Annotated in this window: 11 protein-coding genes; 7 read left to right on the plus strand and 4 right to left on the minus strand. The window is 40.5% G+C overall.

Annotated features, from left to right (window positions below):
* Window positions 1-232: 232 nt before the first annotated feature.
* Window positions 233-2,725 carry a tetratricopeptide repeat protein gene (locus KV40_RS13865; protein ID WP_156114036.1) on the plus strand — a complete coding sequence of 831 codons (2,493 nt, stop codon included), beginning with the start codon at window positions 233-235 and terminating at the stop codon, window positions 2,723-2,725.
* Between the two features lie 25 nt (window positions 2,726-2,750).
* Here the strand turns inward: KV40_RS13865 and KV40_RS13870 are convergent, their stop codons facing one another.
* Window positions 2,751-4,118, minus strand: a complete 1,368-nt coding sequence (locus KV40_RS13870) for a serine/threonine-protein kinase (protein WP_036482423.1) — start codon at window positions 4,116-4,118, stop codon at window positions 2,751-2,753.
* A 296-nt stretch (window positions 4,119-4,414) separates the two neighbouring features.
* Window positions 4,415-5,836: an amidase gene (locus tag KV40_RS13875; protein WP_036482426.1), complete on the minus strand. Its 1,422-nt coding sequence runs from the start codon at window positions 5,834-5,836 to the stop codon at window positions 4,415-4,417.
* Between the two features lie 189 nt (window positions 5,837-6,025).
* Here KV40_RS13875 and KV40_RS13880 point away from each other — a divergent pair, with 189 nt between their 5' ends.
* A complete protein-coding gene (locus KV40_RS13880; protein WP_036482429.1) occupies window positions 6,026-6,862 on the plus strand; it encodes a prohibitin family protein in 837 nt (278 codons plus the stop codon).
* 45 nt (window positions 6,863-6,907) lie between these two features.
* Here KV40_RS13880 and argF read toward each other — a convergent pair whose 3' ends face one another.
* Entirely contained in the window at window positions 6,908-7,828 is a 921-nt protein-coding gene (gene argF / locus KV40_RS13885) for an ornithine carbamoyltransferase (RefSeq protein WP_036482431.1), read from the minus strand.
* 146 nt (window positions 7,829-7,974) lie between these two features.
* Between argF and KV40_RS13890 the strand changes: the two genes are divergently transcribed.
* The 3 genes from KV40_RS13890 (at window position 7,975) to KV40_RS13900 (ending at window position 12,147) form a co-directional block, all read left to right on the plus strand.
* Window positions 7,975-8,607, plus strand: a complete 633-nt coding sequence (locus KV40_RS13890; RefSeq protein ID WP_036482434.1) for a sulfotransferase family 2 domain-containing protein — start codon at window positions 7,975-7,977, stop codon at window positions 8,605-8,607.
* A 134-nt stretch (window positions 8,608-8,741) separates the two neighbouring features.
* Complete coding sequence (locus KV40_RS13895; protein ID WP_081942846.1) at window positions 8,742-10,403, plus strand: alpha/beta hydrolase; 1,662 nt, start codon at window positions 8,742-8,744, stop codon at window positions 10,401-10,403.
* Between the two features lie 481 nt (window positions 10,404-10,884).
* The gene (locus tag KV40_RS13900) at window positions 10,885-12,147 is read left to right on the plus strand and encodes a cation:proton antiporter (protein WP_036482437.1); all 1,263 of its coding nucleotides are present in this window, start codon (window positions 10,885-10,887) and stop codon (window positions 12,145-12,147) included.
* A gap of 128 nt (window positions 12,148-12,275) precedes the next feature.
* Here the strand turns inward: KV40_RS13900 and psaK are convergent, their stop codons facing one another.
* Window positions 12,276-12,548 carry a photosystem I reaction center subunit PsaK gene (gene psaK / locus KV40_RS13905; RefSeq protein WP_036482440.1) on the minus strand — a complete coding sequence of 91 codons (273 nt, stop codon included), beginning with the start codon at window positions 12,546-12,548 and terminating at the stop codon, window positions 12,276-12,278.
* Between the two features lie 121 nt (window positions 12,549-12,669).
* Between psaK and KV40_RS13910 the strand changes: the two genes are divergently transcribed.
* Together KV40_RS13910 and purD are read left to right on the plus strand one after the other, a co-directional pair.
* Window positions 12,670-13,305: a phosphoribosylanthranilate isomerase gene (locus KV40_RS13910; protein ID WP_036482443.1), complete on the plus strand. Its 636-nt coding sequence runs from the start codon at window positions 12,670-12,672 to the stop codon at window positions 13,303-13,305.
* A gap of 115 nt (window positions 13,306-13,420) precedes the next feature.
* On the plus strand, window positions 13,421-14,683 hold the full coding sequence (purD, locus tag KV40_RS13915; RefSeq protein WP_036482447.1) for a phosphoribosylamine--glycine ligase: 1,263 nt from the start codon (window positions 13,421-13,423) through the stop codon (window positions 14,681-14,683).
* Window positions 14,684-14,686: the final 3 nt, after the last annotated feature.

Here is a 14,686-nt window from a genome sequence, read left to right on the forward strand (position 1 = left end):
AATGCAAACGAAGCATTTAATGGATGACTATGTAAATGTCAACAACACCATTTAAATTTTCCTAAAATTTTTTTAAAATCAACCATTTTTGAGACTTGTTGGGGAATTCTATAACAGAACGATACTTTAGTTTTCTCTGCAATAGGTTTGACAGATAACTCTATTTTTGGGGAAGCAAACATTTCATCGCTTGACTGAATTTATTGAATATTTAAAATTAAAAGCTACAAAAATGACATCAGCAAATGCCGAAACTCTTTACCAACAAGGACTAGAAAAACTCGAACAAAAAGATTTTTTAGGAGCAATTGAAAACTTCGACCGAGCTTTACTATTAAATCCTAATTTGGTTGAAGTCTACAAACAACGAGGACACGCTTATTTACTTCTCGATAATTTTACAGAAGCCATTGCAAATTTTAATCGGGCAATTGAGTTTACTCCCCACGATACTGAAGTTTATGAATTTCGCGCCCTGGCTCGAATGGAACAGGGAGAAGTGCTGGCTGCCTTGTCAGACTTAGAGCGCGGATTAGAGCTACAACCAGATTCATTTGAAAGTTATAAAATCAGAGCTATACTGCGTCTATCATTAGGCGATTTTGAGGGCGTTTGGGAAGACAGTGGTAAAGCTCTCGCTCTAAATCAAAATGATGCTACTCTATACAATTTGCGTGGTCTTGTTTCCTTTATTAGAGAAGAATACGAACCAGCTCTCGATCTATTCAATAGAGCCTTAATTTTAGACCCTAGTTCTGCTGAAGCTTACTGTAATCGTGGCGGAGTATATGTTACTTTTGGCAACTACGAACAAGCAATTGCTGATTTTAATCGCACTCTAGAACTAAATCCCAACTACGTTGCCGCATATGAAAATAGAAGCAGAATACTTTGGAAACAAGGAAACCTAGAAGCCGCTTTGAGGGATCTAGAACAAGTTCTGCGGCTCAAACCCGACGACGCAGAAGCTTTAAGCGCTCGCCTCAAGATTAATCTCACTTTAGGTAATTTTCAAGCAGCTATTAAAGATTTACAATCTGTCTTACAAATTAATCCCGAACTGTTAGATAAAGATTTTCAATTCCCTGACGAGCTTCGACAAGTTCTAATTTCCCAACCACATGATGCCGAAAGCTACCTCGATCGTGGTGCTGTGTTTTATATATTTCAGAATTTCGAGAGAGCGGTAGCAGATTTCGACCGAGCTATTGCCTTAGATCCCGACCAAATGCCAGTATTAACTGTAAGAGCTTTATGCAATACATATCTCGAACGCTATCTACAGGTTATCGCTGATTGCGATCGCCTTATATCTTCTCAAAACAACAATGCTTTAGTCTACAGACTTCGAGGCATTGCTCGTTACCACAATAACGATCGAAACGGAGCGTTAGAGGACTTGAATAAAGCAGTACAACTAAATCCTGATGATATTGAAGTTTACCAAAATAGAGGCGTACTTTACTCAGAGCTAGGGTTATTGTCAGAAGCCTTAGATGATTTTAATCGTGTTCTACAAGCCAAACCAGATTTTGTAGCTGCTCATAATCACAGAAGCGAAATTTGTTATCGACTCGGTAGGATGCAAGAATCTTTAGAATCTTTGAACCGAGCGATCGAACTCAAGCGAGAAGATATAGATGTAGCCCTCTATGAAAATCGCAGTAGAGTAAAACAAAAATTAGGAGATATTTCAGGGGCAATTGCTGACTTAGACTATATAATCAGGCTCAATTATGACGATATAGAAACTTACCGCAGACGAGGACATCTTCATTTAGAACAAGAAAATTATCCCCAAGTAATTGAAGATTATACACAAGTCTTAAATTTAGATTCTGCTGATTTTAAAGCTTATATTAATAGAGGTATTGCCTACGCTAAAACTGGAAATACACAAAAAGCATTTTCAGACTTTACCAAAGCTATTCAAATTAAACCAGAGGAATCTGAGGGATACGAATTGAGAAGTATGCTTAGTTTTGAAGCAGGTAATTTGGAAGCGGCGAGCGAAGATCTTAAGTTGTTGCTACGTATCGAACCGAACAATATTCGGGCGATCGAGTTTCTAGTGGGTATATATCTCCATAAAAATGAATGGCAGCAAGCACTTGTTGAGTGTAACAAGATAGTAGCAATTTTACCTAACAACCCTACTATGTACCTCAACAGAAGCAAAATCAATATTAAATTAAATAATCAAAATGAGGTACTTGCCGATCTCAATAAAGCAATCTTTTTAGATTCGCACAATTATAGTGCCTATTACAATCGTGGTAACTTATTCTTTAAAAGAGGACAATTGGAAGAAGCACTCGAAGATTTTAACCAAGCAATAATAATTAGACCCGAATCTTGCGATGCTTACTATAGCCGAGGAGCAATTAAATTAAATTTGGGGAGGATAGAAGAGAGTATTAAAGACTTGGAGCAAGCAATTACAATAAATCCTAACTTCTTTACAGCCAATTATTTCCTTGGTAATGCCTATGCCTCTAAAGATAATGCCTCACAAGCTTTGCATTACTATAATAGAGCTTTGGAAATAGATCCTGATTCAGAAGAAGCAGAAATCTATTGGAATAGAGGTTATGCACATTTGGCTATCGGAGAAAAACAGCTAGCTATTAATGATTTTGAGAAAGCAGCTTTAATTTGGAAAGCGCAAAACAATTTGGATGACTATCAAAAATCGCTCGCTCAAATTAAAAGACTTAATATGTAAATTTTGTTTTTCTAATATTTTAGCTCTAGTTAATCTGGGTAATAAAATCAGAAATTTCATTAACTATCCATTTTTGCTCATCAGGTCTAATCATATAACCGAATTCCGTCGTTCTACTAGTTTCGTTTAAATGGCAACAATAGCTTTTGTTGTCATTTATATCATCTACATCGTAAGATGTGTATCCTTGTTCTATACTTTGTATTTTATTTGTTTTTCCATAAATTTGCTTTCCTAATTTGAAAATACTTTTCCGAAGCTTAAATCTATCTCGATCGATTTCTATCTCTGTATAACCAAATAATCCCCAGAAAAACATTCCTAAAGGATATATTAAAAATCTCCAAAAAGGAATTAAAGACAAAGAAGCAAGTGTAGCAAATATCAATGATTTTGTGGCAAAAGCTATTAAGTTGACGACAGCAGATATAAACAACGCTGTTAATACGGCAGCCAAAGAAAATATACCATGCGTATATAAATGTATTAAAATACTGCCTTGAAATCCAGAGTTAGGCATTTTTATCTCGATCTTACTCTGGTTTCTAGTTAATACAATTCGACTATTAGCAGGCTGGGGAAATTTGTTCTCACTATAAAAAACTTCTAAAGCTTCTGCTACAGATTGAAATCTTTCTTCCACAATAGGCTCTAACAGCTTATCGAGCCAGTTCGCAAATTTATCCGAAACTTTAGTTGAAGCACGAACATCGAGTTTCAATTTTTTTTGCGGAAGCTTGTCGGGAGTTTGCTTGGTCAATAAAAACAGTAGAGTTGCACCAAGACTATACAAGTCGGTAGCAAAGCTAGTTTGTCCTCTTAACTGTTCGGGAGGCATATAGCCCAAGGTTCCAACGAAAGTGCTACCACCACTGAGGGTTTGACGATAGATTTCTTGTACCGAACCAAAATCAACTAAAAATAACTTTCCATCAGTACTCCTAATTAAGTTTTGAGGCTTGATATCGCGATGAATTATGAGTGGTGTTTGTTGATGGAGATAGTCAAGTATTTCTAAAACCTTAATAGCTATTTGCTTTACTTCACTCTCATTAAAGCGTTTACCTTTTTTCACTAAATCGAATAATGAATCACCCGTAACTAACTCTCTTACTAAATAGAAATAACGATCTTCGGCAGTGTCAACGTGAAAGTATTCAATATATTTGGGTATGGCAGGATGATTGAGAGAGGCTAAGGTTTTGGCTTCTCTTTCAAATAGTTCTAAGACTTTCCAATCTTTAGTTTGGCGCAGAGAAACTGTTTTAATTGCCACTTTTTCGGAAGTAGTTATGTTTTCTGCTTCATAAGTTTTTCCTACTCCTCCTTCTCCTAGAAGTTTAATAATCCGATACTTTTCAGAAATAACTTTAGTAATTTGTTTACTATTCATATAAATAATTTTTAAATATTAAAATATTGTCGATTATTACCTCTCTTACAATTGTAAATTTTCCAAAATCACTGTTTTTTTCAGTTTAGCTGTGTATTACAATGAAATATCAGCTTTAGCTTTTCTATTAGATTTGTCATAGCAATAGAAGCCGTTTCATCATGCTGCTTCTGCACTAATAGCCAGTCGCCAATTTATATCGAGTCGAAAAGTGTCATAGAGATTAATGTAACTGTAAATCAAAGAAGTCAAGGCTCTGCGTTCTTCCCAAGTCAGCGATCGCCTATCCTCTACTACTACACAGAAACTTTAAACCCTGTTGGACAAAAGTGACTCCAGGGTTTAGCTGCTTCGATTTGGGCTGCAAGTGCTAAAATTGTCTCTTCAGCAGCAGGTTTTCCTACTAGCTGTACGCCTAAAGGTACGCCATTGCGATCGAAACCAGCAGGTATATTAATAGATGGCTGTCCCGTCGCATTAAAGGGAGGACAGGGTAGAATCCAGCTAACAATTTTTTCTAAAGTTTCTTCGGAATTTAAATGCGCCCATTCGCCAACTTTAATGGCGGGGTGCATATAAGTAGGAACTATTAGAGCATCGTAGCGATCGCAAATACTAACTATGTTTCTGGCGATCGCCTGCATCTGCCCTGCTGCCTGTAAATATTCTCCTGCCGTACCAGCCTGTTGCATAATCCAGCGATTGATCTGACTCAAAATCTCGGCAGGAATTCCTGCTGCTGCTACTCCAGCAGCCCAGATCCGCTTAAATGGTTCAATCAACTCGCTAAGGTCTATGGATATGGGTTCTATCTCATGACCCATTTCAGCCAAGATTTGAATTGTTGAGTCAAGGCTTTGTTGACATTCAGCAGCCGCTTTTCCTACGGGTAAAATTTCGGTGGCGTAGGCAATGCGTAACTGAGGCAGTTCTCGTTCGCTCATCTCCAAAAAAGATGTTTCGGGATTTGGCAACCAATAGGGATCGCCCGTCACGTAACCAGAAATAGTATCTAGTAAAGCTGCGGCATCGGCTACGGTACGCACTAGCATTCCACTACTGGCAATACCGTTTTGGCGATCGCCAACGGGCGCGTAGGAAACTCTGCCCCGACTGGGTTTGAGTCCGACCAGATTGCAGCAAAAAGCGGGACCTCGAATTGAGCCTCCTGCATCGCCACCTTGAGCGATAGAGCATAAGCCAGCCGCTACTGCTGCCGCCGCACCACCGCTAGAACCTCCTGGTGTATAGTTTAAATTCCAGGGGTTGCGAGTGGGAGCAAATCCTTCTGGTTCGGTGTAGGGTAAAGAACCAAGTTGAGAAGTTGCAGTTTTGCCTAAAATAATTGTGCCTGCCTGTTTGAGCTTGAGGGTAATGTTATCGTCATAGGTAGCAAAATTATCTTTTATCGCTCCTACTCCGTAAGTAGTCGGCATACCTTTAACTGAGGTCAGATCTTTAATAGCAGTGGGTACACCAAATAAAGGCGGTAAATCGCTATTACTTTTACTCTTTGCCAGATATTCGGTTTTTTGTCGGGCATCGGCGATCGCTGAATCTGCTGCTACATGATAAAAACAGTTTAGCTGGGGGTTGTATTTATCGATTCTGGATAAATATAATTCGGTTAATTCCAAAGGCGAAATAGCGCGATCGCGAATTAATCGAGCTTGTTTGAGTGCGGGAAGAAAGGCTAAATCCTCGTTGCTAAATGACATTATTATTTACTAGATTAAAGTCAACTGTTAATTTTGTAGTACGCTAGCAAAAGTTTGGGTAAATAATTCCCGCTTTTAATTTCTGAAATACGATAAACTTTCTAGGTTGCATACTCTGTGATTTTATAACGGAGTTTCAAAATCGTGCGCGAACAAAGCATTACGAAAACTTTTTAAATATATACAAGAATGAATAATCAGTCTACCAGTTGGCAGCCACTAGCAGGTGGTATTATTGCCGCTCTAATTATCCTCATAGCATTTAATTCCTTTGTAATTATCAATCCAGGTGAAGCAGGGGTTCTGAGTATTTTAGGTAAAGCTCAAGATGGAGAATTACTCGAAGGACTTCATTTTCGACCACCCCTAGTTTCTAACGTCGATATATACGATATAACCGTTCAAAAATTTGAAGTTCCTGCCGAAAGCTCTACTAAAGATTTACAAGATCTTAAAGCTCGCTTTGCGATTAACTTTCGTCTCGATCCAATTCAAATTGTCGAAATTAGACGCAAACAGGGAACCTTACAAAATATTGTTGCCAAAATTATTGCTCCCCAAACTCAAGAATCATTTAAAATTGCTGCCGCTAGAAGAACTGTAGAAGAAGCAATTACCAAACGCAGCGAACTTAAAGAAGATTTTGATATTGCCCTTGGTTCGCGATTAGATAAGTATGGCATTACCGTTCTCGATACCAGCGTAGTCGATCTGAGCTTCTCTCCCGAATTTGCTAGAGCCGTAGAGGAAAAACAAATTGCCGAGCAAAAAGCCAGACGAGCTGTATATATTGCCAGGGAAGCAGAACAACAGGCTCAAGCAGATGTCAACCGCGCTAAAGGACGCGCTGAGGCTCAAAGATTACTGGCAGAAACCCTCAAAGCACAAGGTGGCGAACTAGTACTGCAAAAAGAAGCGATCGAAGCCTGGCGACAGGGAGGTTCGCAAATGCCCAAAGTCTTAGTAATGGGCGGCGAATCCAACGGCAGCGTTCCCTTTTTGTTTAATTTAGGAGAAATGCAGTAGTAGCAGGGGCAAGGCATGCCTTGCCCGTATCATTTCCGATCGCCATTATTCCTCCAATCCTAATAGAGCAGCAATCAAAGCCTTTTGTGCGTGCATGCGATTTTCTGCCTGATCCCAGATGCGCGATCGCGCTCCTTCCATGACTTCGGCGGTAATTTCTTCTCCACGATGGGCGGGCAAGCAGTGCAGCACAATTGCTTCTTTGTCGGCATGACTCATCAGCTTTTCGTTGACCTGATATGGCTGAAAAATAGGCATTCTGGCATCGGCTAAATCTTCTTGTCCCATACTTGCCCAAACGTCTGTATAGACAATTTGCGCTCCCGTTACCGCTTCAATGGGATCTGTTAGAACTTCAATTTCTGAATTGGTAGCTAATTGTTTGGCTTGGCTAACAATTTCTGAATTTGGCTGATAATCTTCAGGCGCGGCGATCCTTACGTTTAAACCCGTTAAAGCACCGCCTAAAAGTAAAGAATGAGCCACGTTGTTACCATCACCGACATAGGTTAAAGTCAAACCCTTTAAAGAGCCAAAATTTTCTCGTACGGTCAATAAATCTGCCAAAATTTGGCAGGGATGTTCTAAGTCGGTCAGAGCGTTAATAATAGGAATTGCAGCATACTCGGCAAAGGTTTGCAAATCTTGTTGGGCAAAGGTACGAATCGCCAAAATATCTAAATAGCGGTCTAATACTCTGGCAGTATCTTCAATTGGTTCGCCTCGTCCTACTTGAGTAACTTTAGGGTTGAGATCGATTACTTGACCGCCCAACTGATACATTGCCACGCTAAAAGAAACGCGAGTACGAGTCGAAGCTTTATAAAATAATAAACCCAGGACTTTATCGCAGCGAGGCTTTAATTCACCATTTTTTAGCTGTTTGGCTAGCTGCAACACATCTTCTATTTCTTGTTGGTTCAAGTCAGGTGTGGCTAGTAAATCTCTTCCCTTGAGTTGTTTCATAGTATGACTAGAGCAATTTTGGCTGTTGACAAGATATGGAAAAAACTCATTGTAAAACCAAAAGCAAAAGTAAAACAAATTTCTGCCAGACTATTTAGGTAGAAGCTGTATAGTATTTACAACATAATGCCAATCATCGATCGCCCATGTTAGTCTCAGACTCCAAAAAATTTGTCTTTATTCATATTTATAAAACAGGCGGTACTAGCGTTCAAAAGATGTTGGAAAAATACGATCGGCGTTTCGATCTTACCTGTCGGTTAAAATTATTGGCGAGAAAAGTTACTAATAGCGATATGCCAGTGCTGGCACGTCCTCACAAACACTTTAGTGCCGAAAAGGTCAGGACGCTAATCGGTGCAGATCGCTACGATAATTATTTTAAGTTCGCTTTTGTCAGAAATCCCTGGGACTGGCAGGTGTCGTTATATTACTATATGCTAAGAAGCCCCGACACTATGCATCCACTCATTCCCTTGGTCAAAAGTATGGAAAATTTCGATCGCTACATCCGCTGGCGTTGTAGTGAAGAAGTCAGGTTGCAATACGATTTTCTCTATGCCGATGGCAAATTATTAGTAGATTTTATCGGTCGGTACGAACACTTTCAGTCAGACTTCGACAAAATCTGCGATCGCCTCGACATAGTTCGCCAGCAATTACCAAAGGTAAACACTACCAAGCGTGACAAATATCGTGACTACTACACTGCAGAAACACGTCTGCTTGTTAGTGAGGCATTCAGTATCGATATTGAAACTTTTGGCTATGAATTTTAATTGAAGCTTTAAGCCTTAAGCTATTATAAAAAACTAATGGTTTTAACAAGGGGGTAGACGCAGTTTTTAACTAATTTAGAATTGGGTCGAGAAAATGTTAGAACGGTAGAGAATAATTGCGCTACAAAAGTTTGATGTCACCAATTTCGTCTGTTATTGCCGATCGCTCTACCGCTCGAATAAATAGTAGTAAGCGTTCTCGATTGGGTTTTAAATTAGCAGTTGCGATAATTAATTTGGGCTGCTGTTTGGGTATTCCTGCTTTGCCAGCGTCAAAAGCTATAAGTGCGGAAAACATTTATTTAGATTATGGACCGCTAGAATTTAGTTTATCGGTAAAATCTTTAGAGATTTATGCCAAAGAAGGCAAGATCGAGAGCGATTTTAATACTTTTGCTGGCTATCTCCAACCAGCACAGTTAGAACAACTTAAAACTGCTTTAAGCACTAAAGCCGATCTAAGTCCCTTAGCGATCGCGCAATTTCTCTATTCCTATCAGGGAGAAAAAATACTCGAAAGAATTGGCAGGGTTATCAAAACTTCCGCAAGACAACCAGGTTTTTATGCTTTGCGTTCGGCATTAATTTTAGCCGCAGCCGACGAACGAGAAGGTTTGACTTTGCTTAACGTACTTAAAAAATATCCCACTCAAGGCATTCGCATTGATTCCAATCAGGGGTTTGCCATTGTTGGCAGTATTAGTGAAATCATTCAAAAAAGCGAAAGAGCTTTCGCTGCTGTCGAACGAGAGGCGAGTGCAGAAAGAAATGAAAATCTTGCCGCTTCTAACCTTTTACCCATAAGCTCTAATGACTTTTCCTATCGCCAACAACTGTTAACTTTGCGCGATCGCCAACGCAAACGAACTTTCCCTGTCGATCTCTATTTACCTCAAACTGAGGGTAAAACTCCCCTAATTGTTATTTCTCATGGTTTGGGCAGCGATCGCACTACCTTTGCCTATTTAGCCAAATATTTAGCCGCTCGTGGTTTTGCAGTTGCCGTCCCCGAACATCCAGGTAGTAACTCCAGTCAAATTCAGGATTTGTTAGAAGGTTTTGCCAATGATGTCACTCCACCTCGTGAATTAGTCGATCGCCCTTTGGACATTAAATTTTTGCTAGACGAACTCGAAGCCAACTACTCTCAACAGCTAAATACTCAGCAGGTAGGAATTATCGGACAATCATTTGGAGCCTATACCGCTTTAGCTTTAGCAGGTGCCGAGTTAAATTTTGACAATCTGCGAAGTGAGTGCAGCAATCTCGAAGATACTTTCAATATCTCATTGCTCTTGCAGTGTTTGGCATTAGAATTACCCCGTCGAGAATACCAACTGCGCGATCGCAGAATTGTCGCAGCAATAGCGATCAATCCTTTAGTTAGTGCAGTTTTTGGTCAAGCTGGCATGAGCGAGATAGAAATTCCCGTCATGTTGATGTCTGGTAGTGCCGATCCTGTTACTCCAGCATTAGCAGAACAAATCATGCCCTTTACCTGGCTGACTACAGAGCAAAAATATTTGGCTTTACTTAAAGGAGGAACCCATTTTTCGGTACTCAATGAGTCTTCTGGCAGTATTCCCGTACCACAAAGAGCTATTGGTCCGAGTCCTCGCATCGCTCAAAATTATCTCAAACAACTAAGTTTGGCTTTTTTTAAGACCTATATTAGCGAGCGCCAAGATTTTCGAGCATATTTGTCCGCCAACTATGCTGCCAGAATCAGCAGGCAGGAGTTTCCTATAAGCTTGGTGCGATCGCTAAACCGAGAAAAACTAGAAGCAGCACCCTAAACTGCAAAGGTTTAAACAATCGAATATTCAAAGTCTCGGTCTGATATCTCAAAGCTATTTTTAATGACCCGAACCGAGTTACTTCATTAAATAGAGCGATCTTCACTACTAAATGTCTAACATAAAACTAACTCGTTCTGTATCTTTGCCGAAGAATCCTTCAGTCCTTCTATAGTTTAGTTTCTTTCTTAATCACGGCAACTGTTTCTGCTGATTCGATGACAATTGCTTCTACATCTGGAAGCGAACCAATTCTATTTTAATAGGAAATAGTTCACTGTAACGAGCGATCGCAATCTAGGCTAAAGTTTCGTTCCATAGCACCATTACTTGAATCTAGCCTGAGTGATAAATTACCGCGCTAGTAATTTTTTTTCTGGCTGTAATCTATTTACCCTTCTATCTTCTGAAAGATGAAGCGATCGCGTAATAAATTTGATAATAAGTCTGATAATATTTTGGTTTTGACATTTACAAAGTTATGGCTCAGTCTCTCGACCCAACAAAGTTTAATATCGCTCTGTTAGGTTTGGGAGGGATTCTGTTCCTTTACGGATTGCTGTCTCGCTATATTAAAGAGCGACTTTATCTTTCTGCTCCTATTCTCGCTGTCTGTTTGGGAATCGTTTTGGGACCCATTTTTAATATTTTTAATCCCCAACAATGGGCAACCAGAGAACTAATTTTTGAAGAAATCACTCGTCTGGCAATCGCGATTCAGCTTGTTTCTACTGCTCTCCGTTTGGAAAAAGCTTATCCCTTGCATCGCTGGCGTAGTTTGGCGATTTTGCTCGGTCCTTTAATGCTGGCAATGTGGGCAGTCAGTAGCTTACTAATATATTGGTTTCTGGGGGTAGATCTTTGGGTCGCGCTCCTCATGGGTGCAGCGATCGCCCCCACCGACCCAGTTTTAGCCTCAACCATCGTTACTGGTAAATTTGCCGAAAAGCACCTTCCTTCAAGAGTTCGCAATCTCCTGGCTGCTGAGTCTGGATTGAATGATGGTTTAGCCTATCCCTTTGTTTTTTTACCCCTGCTTATTCTTATTCCATCTCATCCCAATCCTATCGTTCATTGGCTTACTGTTACTTTGCTTTGGGATGTGGGAGCAGCGATAATTTTTGGCTTACTTATTGGTTATCTGGCAGCCAAATTTTTGCAATGGGGACAGCGCAAGAAAACGATGGACAAACAGTCTTTTTTAGCGTACGTGGTTGCTTTGACTTTGATTGTTTTAGGGGGAATTAAATTAATTGGCAGTGACGGCATTTTAGCTGTCTTTATGGCAGGGGTGGGTTTTGACCTGGTTATCAAAGCGTCAGATCGCTTACAAGAAGAAAATGTCCAAGATGCCTTCGATCTGATTACTACTACAGTAACCTTTACTCTGTTTGGTTTGTTTTTACCGTGGCAAGAATGGCTATCTATCGGTTGGCAAGGATTAGCTCTGGTGGTAGCAATTTTGTTGCTGCGTCGCCTTCCAGCTTTCTTGCTTCTCAATCGCTTTATTCCCCATACTCAAGGATATAAAGATGCCCTCTTTATGGGTTGGTTTGGTCCGATTGGCGTTGCAGCAATTTTCTACGCTAACCTGGCCGCACATGAAACTGGTATAGATCTGATATGGTACTTTACTAGTCTGATTGTTATGGGTTCTGTTATCGTTCATGGTATCACTGCTGCACCTTTCTCGGTGCTGTACGAACAACACTCTGAGCCGCATTCTTTTGAAAATCGACAATAGCTAGATAAACTCCGCAGCCAGGCTACGGAGACAAAGCTAAAGAACACTGTTCTGTTTGTAGTATAGTGTTAACTACCAACTGATAGAGCGGATATAATCATTCGCTCTCGGTTCTCAAAATTTACTTTCTAAAGAACTCCAGCGTTACCCAATCCTAAAATCACGCCAGCACCAATAATATGTCCTAAGCTAGTAGTTGCCAACAGTTCGGGAACGCCAAACTTATCCCACATTTCTGGTTGGGGGACGGGTAAATCTGGACCTTGACCTGGTTTTTGAATCGCATACCGTCCAATGGCGATCGCAATTAAATTGCACATAATCATCACGATGGCTACCGAAGGATTCCAATCAATAGTTGCAGGAGTTGTCTGAGCCGCGAAGACTAAAGTAGATAGCATATAAATATTGTTTCCTTGAATTGTTTATACTTTATGTGGTTTAGTTTATAGAGATTATAAAAATCTTTGGGCAAACAACTTCGTTTCTTTTAAATAATTAACAGTAAGATAGATTTTAATCGTGCGAGTTAAAATTTGTGGCATTACTCAAGCGCAACAAGGAAAAGCGATCGCTGCATTAGGTGCGACTGCTTTAGGGTTTATTTGTGTGGAGCGATCGCCTAGATACGTTAGACCGCAACAAATTAAAGCAATAGTGGAAACTTTGCCACCCGACGTAGATAAAATTGGCGTATTTGCCAATACCGCTTCAGAAACCATTTTGCAGACGGTACTTACTGCTAAGTTGACCAGTGTGCAGCTTCACGGTCATGAGACTCCAGAATATTGCGATCGCCTGCGTCAAATTCTGCCTTCAGAAATCGAATTAATTAAAGCTTTTAGAATCAAAACTGCCGCAATTTTAGCCGAGCTCAAACCCTATCTCCATCGGATAGATACTATTTTGTTAGATGCTTATGACCCTCAAATGTTAGGCGGTACGGGAAAAACTCTCGATTGGGAGGACTTAGAGCAATTTAATCCCGAGCTACCTTGGCTGCTGGCAGGAGGTTTAACCCCAGAAAATATTTTAGACCCTTTGTCACGTTTGAATCCTGACGGAATCGATCTTTCTAGTGGTGTGGAGCGATCGCCTGGTGATAAAGATCTAACAAAAGTAACCCAACTGTTCGAGAAGTTGCAAGCTTTTAATTAAATCTCCATCGATAAAATATTAACTCAGACAAAAAATGCAGCGATGGCGATCGATTAACGTTTGCTCCCCTATTAGTTATATAGTTGATAGTTGGTTGTTTGTAAGTCGCTTGTCAATGAAAATTTTAGTAGTAGGTAACGGTGGTAGAGAACACGCCCTGGCATGGACATTATTGCGCTCGTCCAATGTCGAAAGAGTATTTTGCGCTCCAGGTAATGGCGGTACCGCCACACTGAAAAATTGTCAAAATTTAGCTGTAGCCGTCGATGATTTTCAAGGAATAGCTAGTGCGGTAAAAGCCAATGATATTTCTCTGGTAGTAGTAGGACCTGAAGTACCTCTAGCTATGGGTATTACTGATTATTTACAGCAGCAGCAGATTCCCGTATTCGGTCCTACTCAGGCAGGAGCGAGGCTAGAGTCGAGTAAGTCCTGGGCAAAAGAGTTAATGCAGTCAGAAAATATTCCTACTGCCCAAGCCCATACTTTTACTGATGCTGCTGCTGCTAGGGAATATGTCGAACGACAAGGTGCGCCGATAGTAATCAAAGTCGATGGTTTGGCAGCAGGTAAAGGAGTAATTGTCGCTGCTACAGTTTCAGAAGCGATCGCGGCGATCGACGGTTTATTCGCGCAAAATTTTACTCAGTTGGTAATTGAAGAATTTCTAGCAGGGGAAGAAGTTTCGGTTTTGGCACTTACCGATGGTAAAACTATTCGCCCGTTAATACCCGCTCAGGATCACAAACGTATTGGCGAAAAAGATACGGGAAAAAATACTGGCGGTATGGGAGCTTACGCGCCACTGCCTCTAGTAGATGATAGCTTGCAGCAGCGAATTCAACAGGAAATTTTGCAACCCATTCTCAAAGCTCTAAACAAACGGGGTATCGATTATCGAGGTGTAATTTATGCTGGTTTGATGATTACACCCCAAGGCAATCCTAAAGTAATCGAATTTAACTGTCGCTTTGGCGATCCTGAAACTCAAGTAGTTTTACCTTTGTTGGCAACGCCTCTGGAGAAATTATTGTTTGCTTGCGTAGAACAGAGATTGGCAGCGCAACCGCCCATAACCTGGAATGATAAAGCTTCAGTTTGTGTGGTCATAGCTTCTGGCGGCTATCCCGACAGCTATCAAAAAGGATATGAAATTTCTGGACTAAAAACCAATAGCGAATCGGGAGTGACAATTTTTCATGCAGGAACCAAATTACAGGGCGATCGCCTTATAACCGATGGTGGCAGGGTTTTAGGAGTTACCGCCCTGGGAAACAACCACTCAGAAGCAATCTCGCTGGCATACGGTACGGTAGCGACTATTCAATTTGAAGCTATGTATTATCGTCGCGATATCGGTCATCGTCTCAAACTATAAAAT

Origin of the sequence: Myxosarcina sp. GI1 (assembly GCF_000756305.1) — a bacterium.
In the GTDB taxonomy this organism is placed as follows: domain Bacteria; phylum Cyanobacteriota; class Cyanobacteriia; order Cyanobacteriales; family Xenococcaceae; genus Myxosarcina.

Coding starts and splice junctions, on each gene's coding strand:
- KV40_RS13865 (WP_156114036.1), top strand. CDS start 233: ATGACATCAGCAAATGCCGAAACTCTTTACCAACAAGGACTAGAAAAA.
- KV40_RS13870 (WP_036482423.1), bottom strand. CDS start 4,118: ATGAATAGTAAACAAATTACTAAAGTTATTTCTGAAAAGTATCGGATT.
- KV40_RS13875 (WP_036482426.1), bottom strand. CDS start 5,836: ATGTCATTTAGCAACGAGGATTTAGCCTTTCTTCCCGCACTCAAACAA.
- KV40_RS13880 (WP_036482429.1), top strand. CDS start 6,026: ATGAATAATCAGTCTACCAGTTGGCAGCCACTAGCAGGTGGTATTATT.
- argF (WP_036482431.1), bottom strand. CDS start 7,828: ATGAAACAACTCAAGGGAAGAGATTTACTAGCCACACCTGACTTGAAC.
- KV40_RS13890 (WP_036482434.1), top strand. CDS start 7,975: ATGTTAGTCTCAGACTCCAAAAAATTTGTCTTTATTCATATTTATAAA.
- KV40_RS13895 (WP_081942846.1), top strand. CDS start 8,742: ATGTCACCAATTTCGTCTGTTATTGCCGATCGCTCTACCGCTCGAATA.
- KV40_RS13900 (WP_036482437.1), top strand. CDS start 10,885: ATGGCTCAGTCTCTCGACCCAACAAAGTTTAATATCGCTCTGTTAGGT.
- psaK (WP_036482440.1), bottom strand. CDS start 12,548: ATGCTATCTACTTTAGTCTTCGCGGCTCAGACAACTCCTGCAACTATT.
- purD (WP_036482447.1), top strand. CDS start 13,421: ATGAAAATTTTAGTAGTAGGTAACGGTGGTAGAGAACACGCCCTGGCA.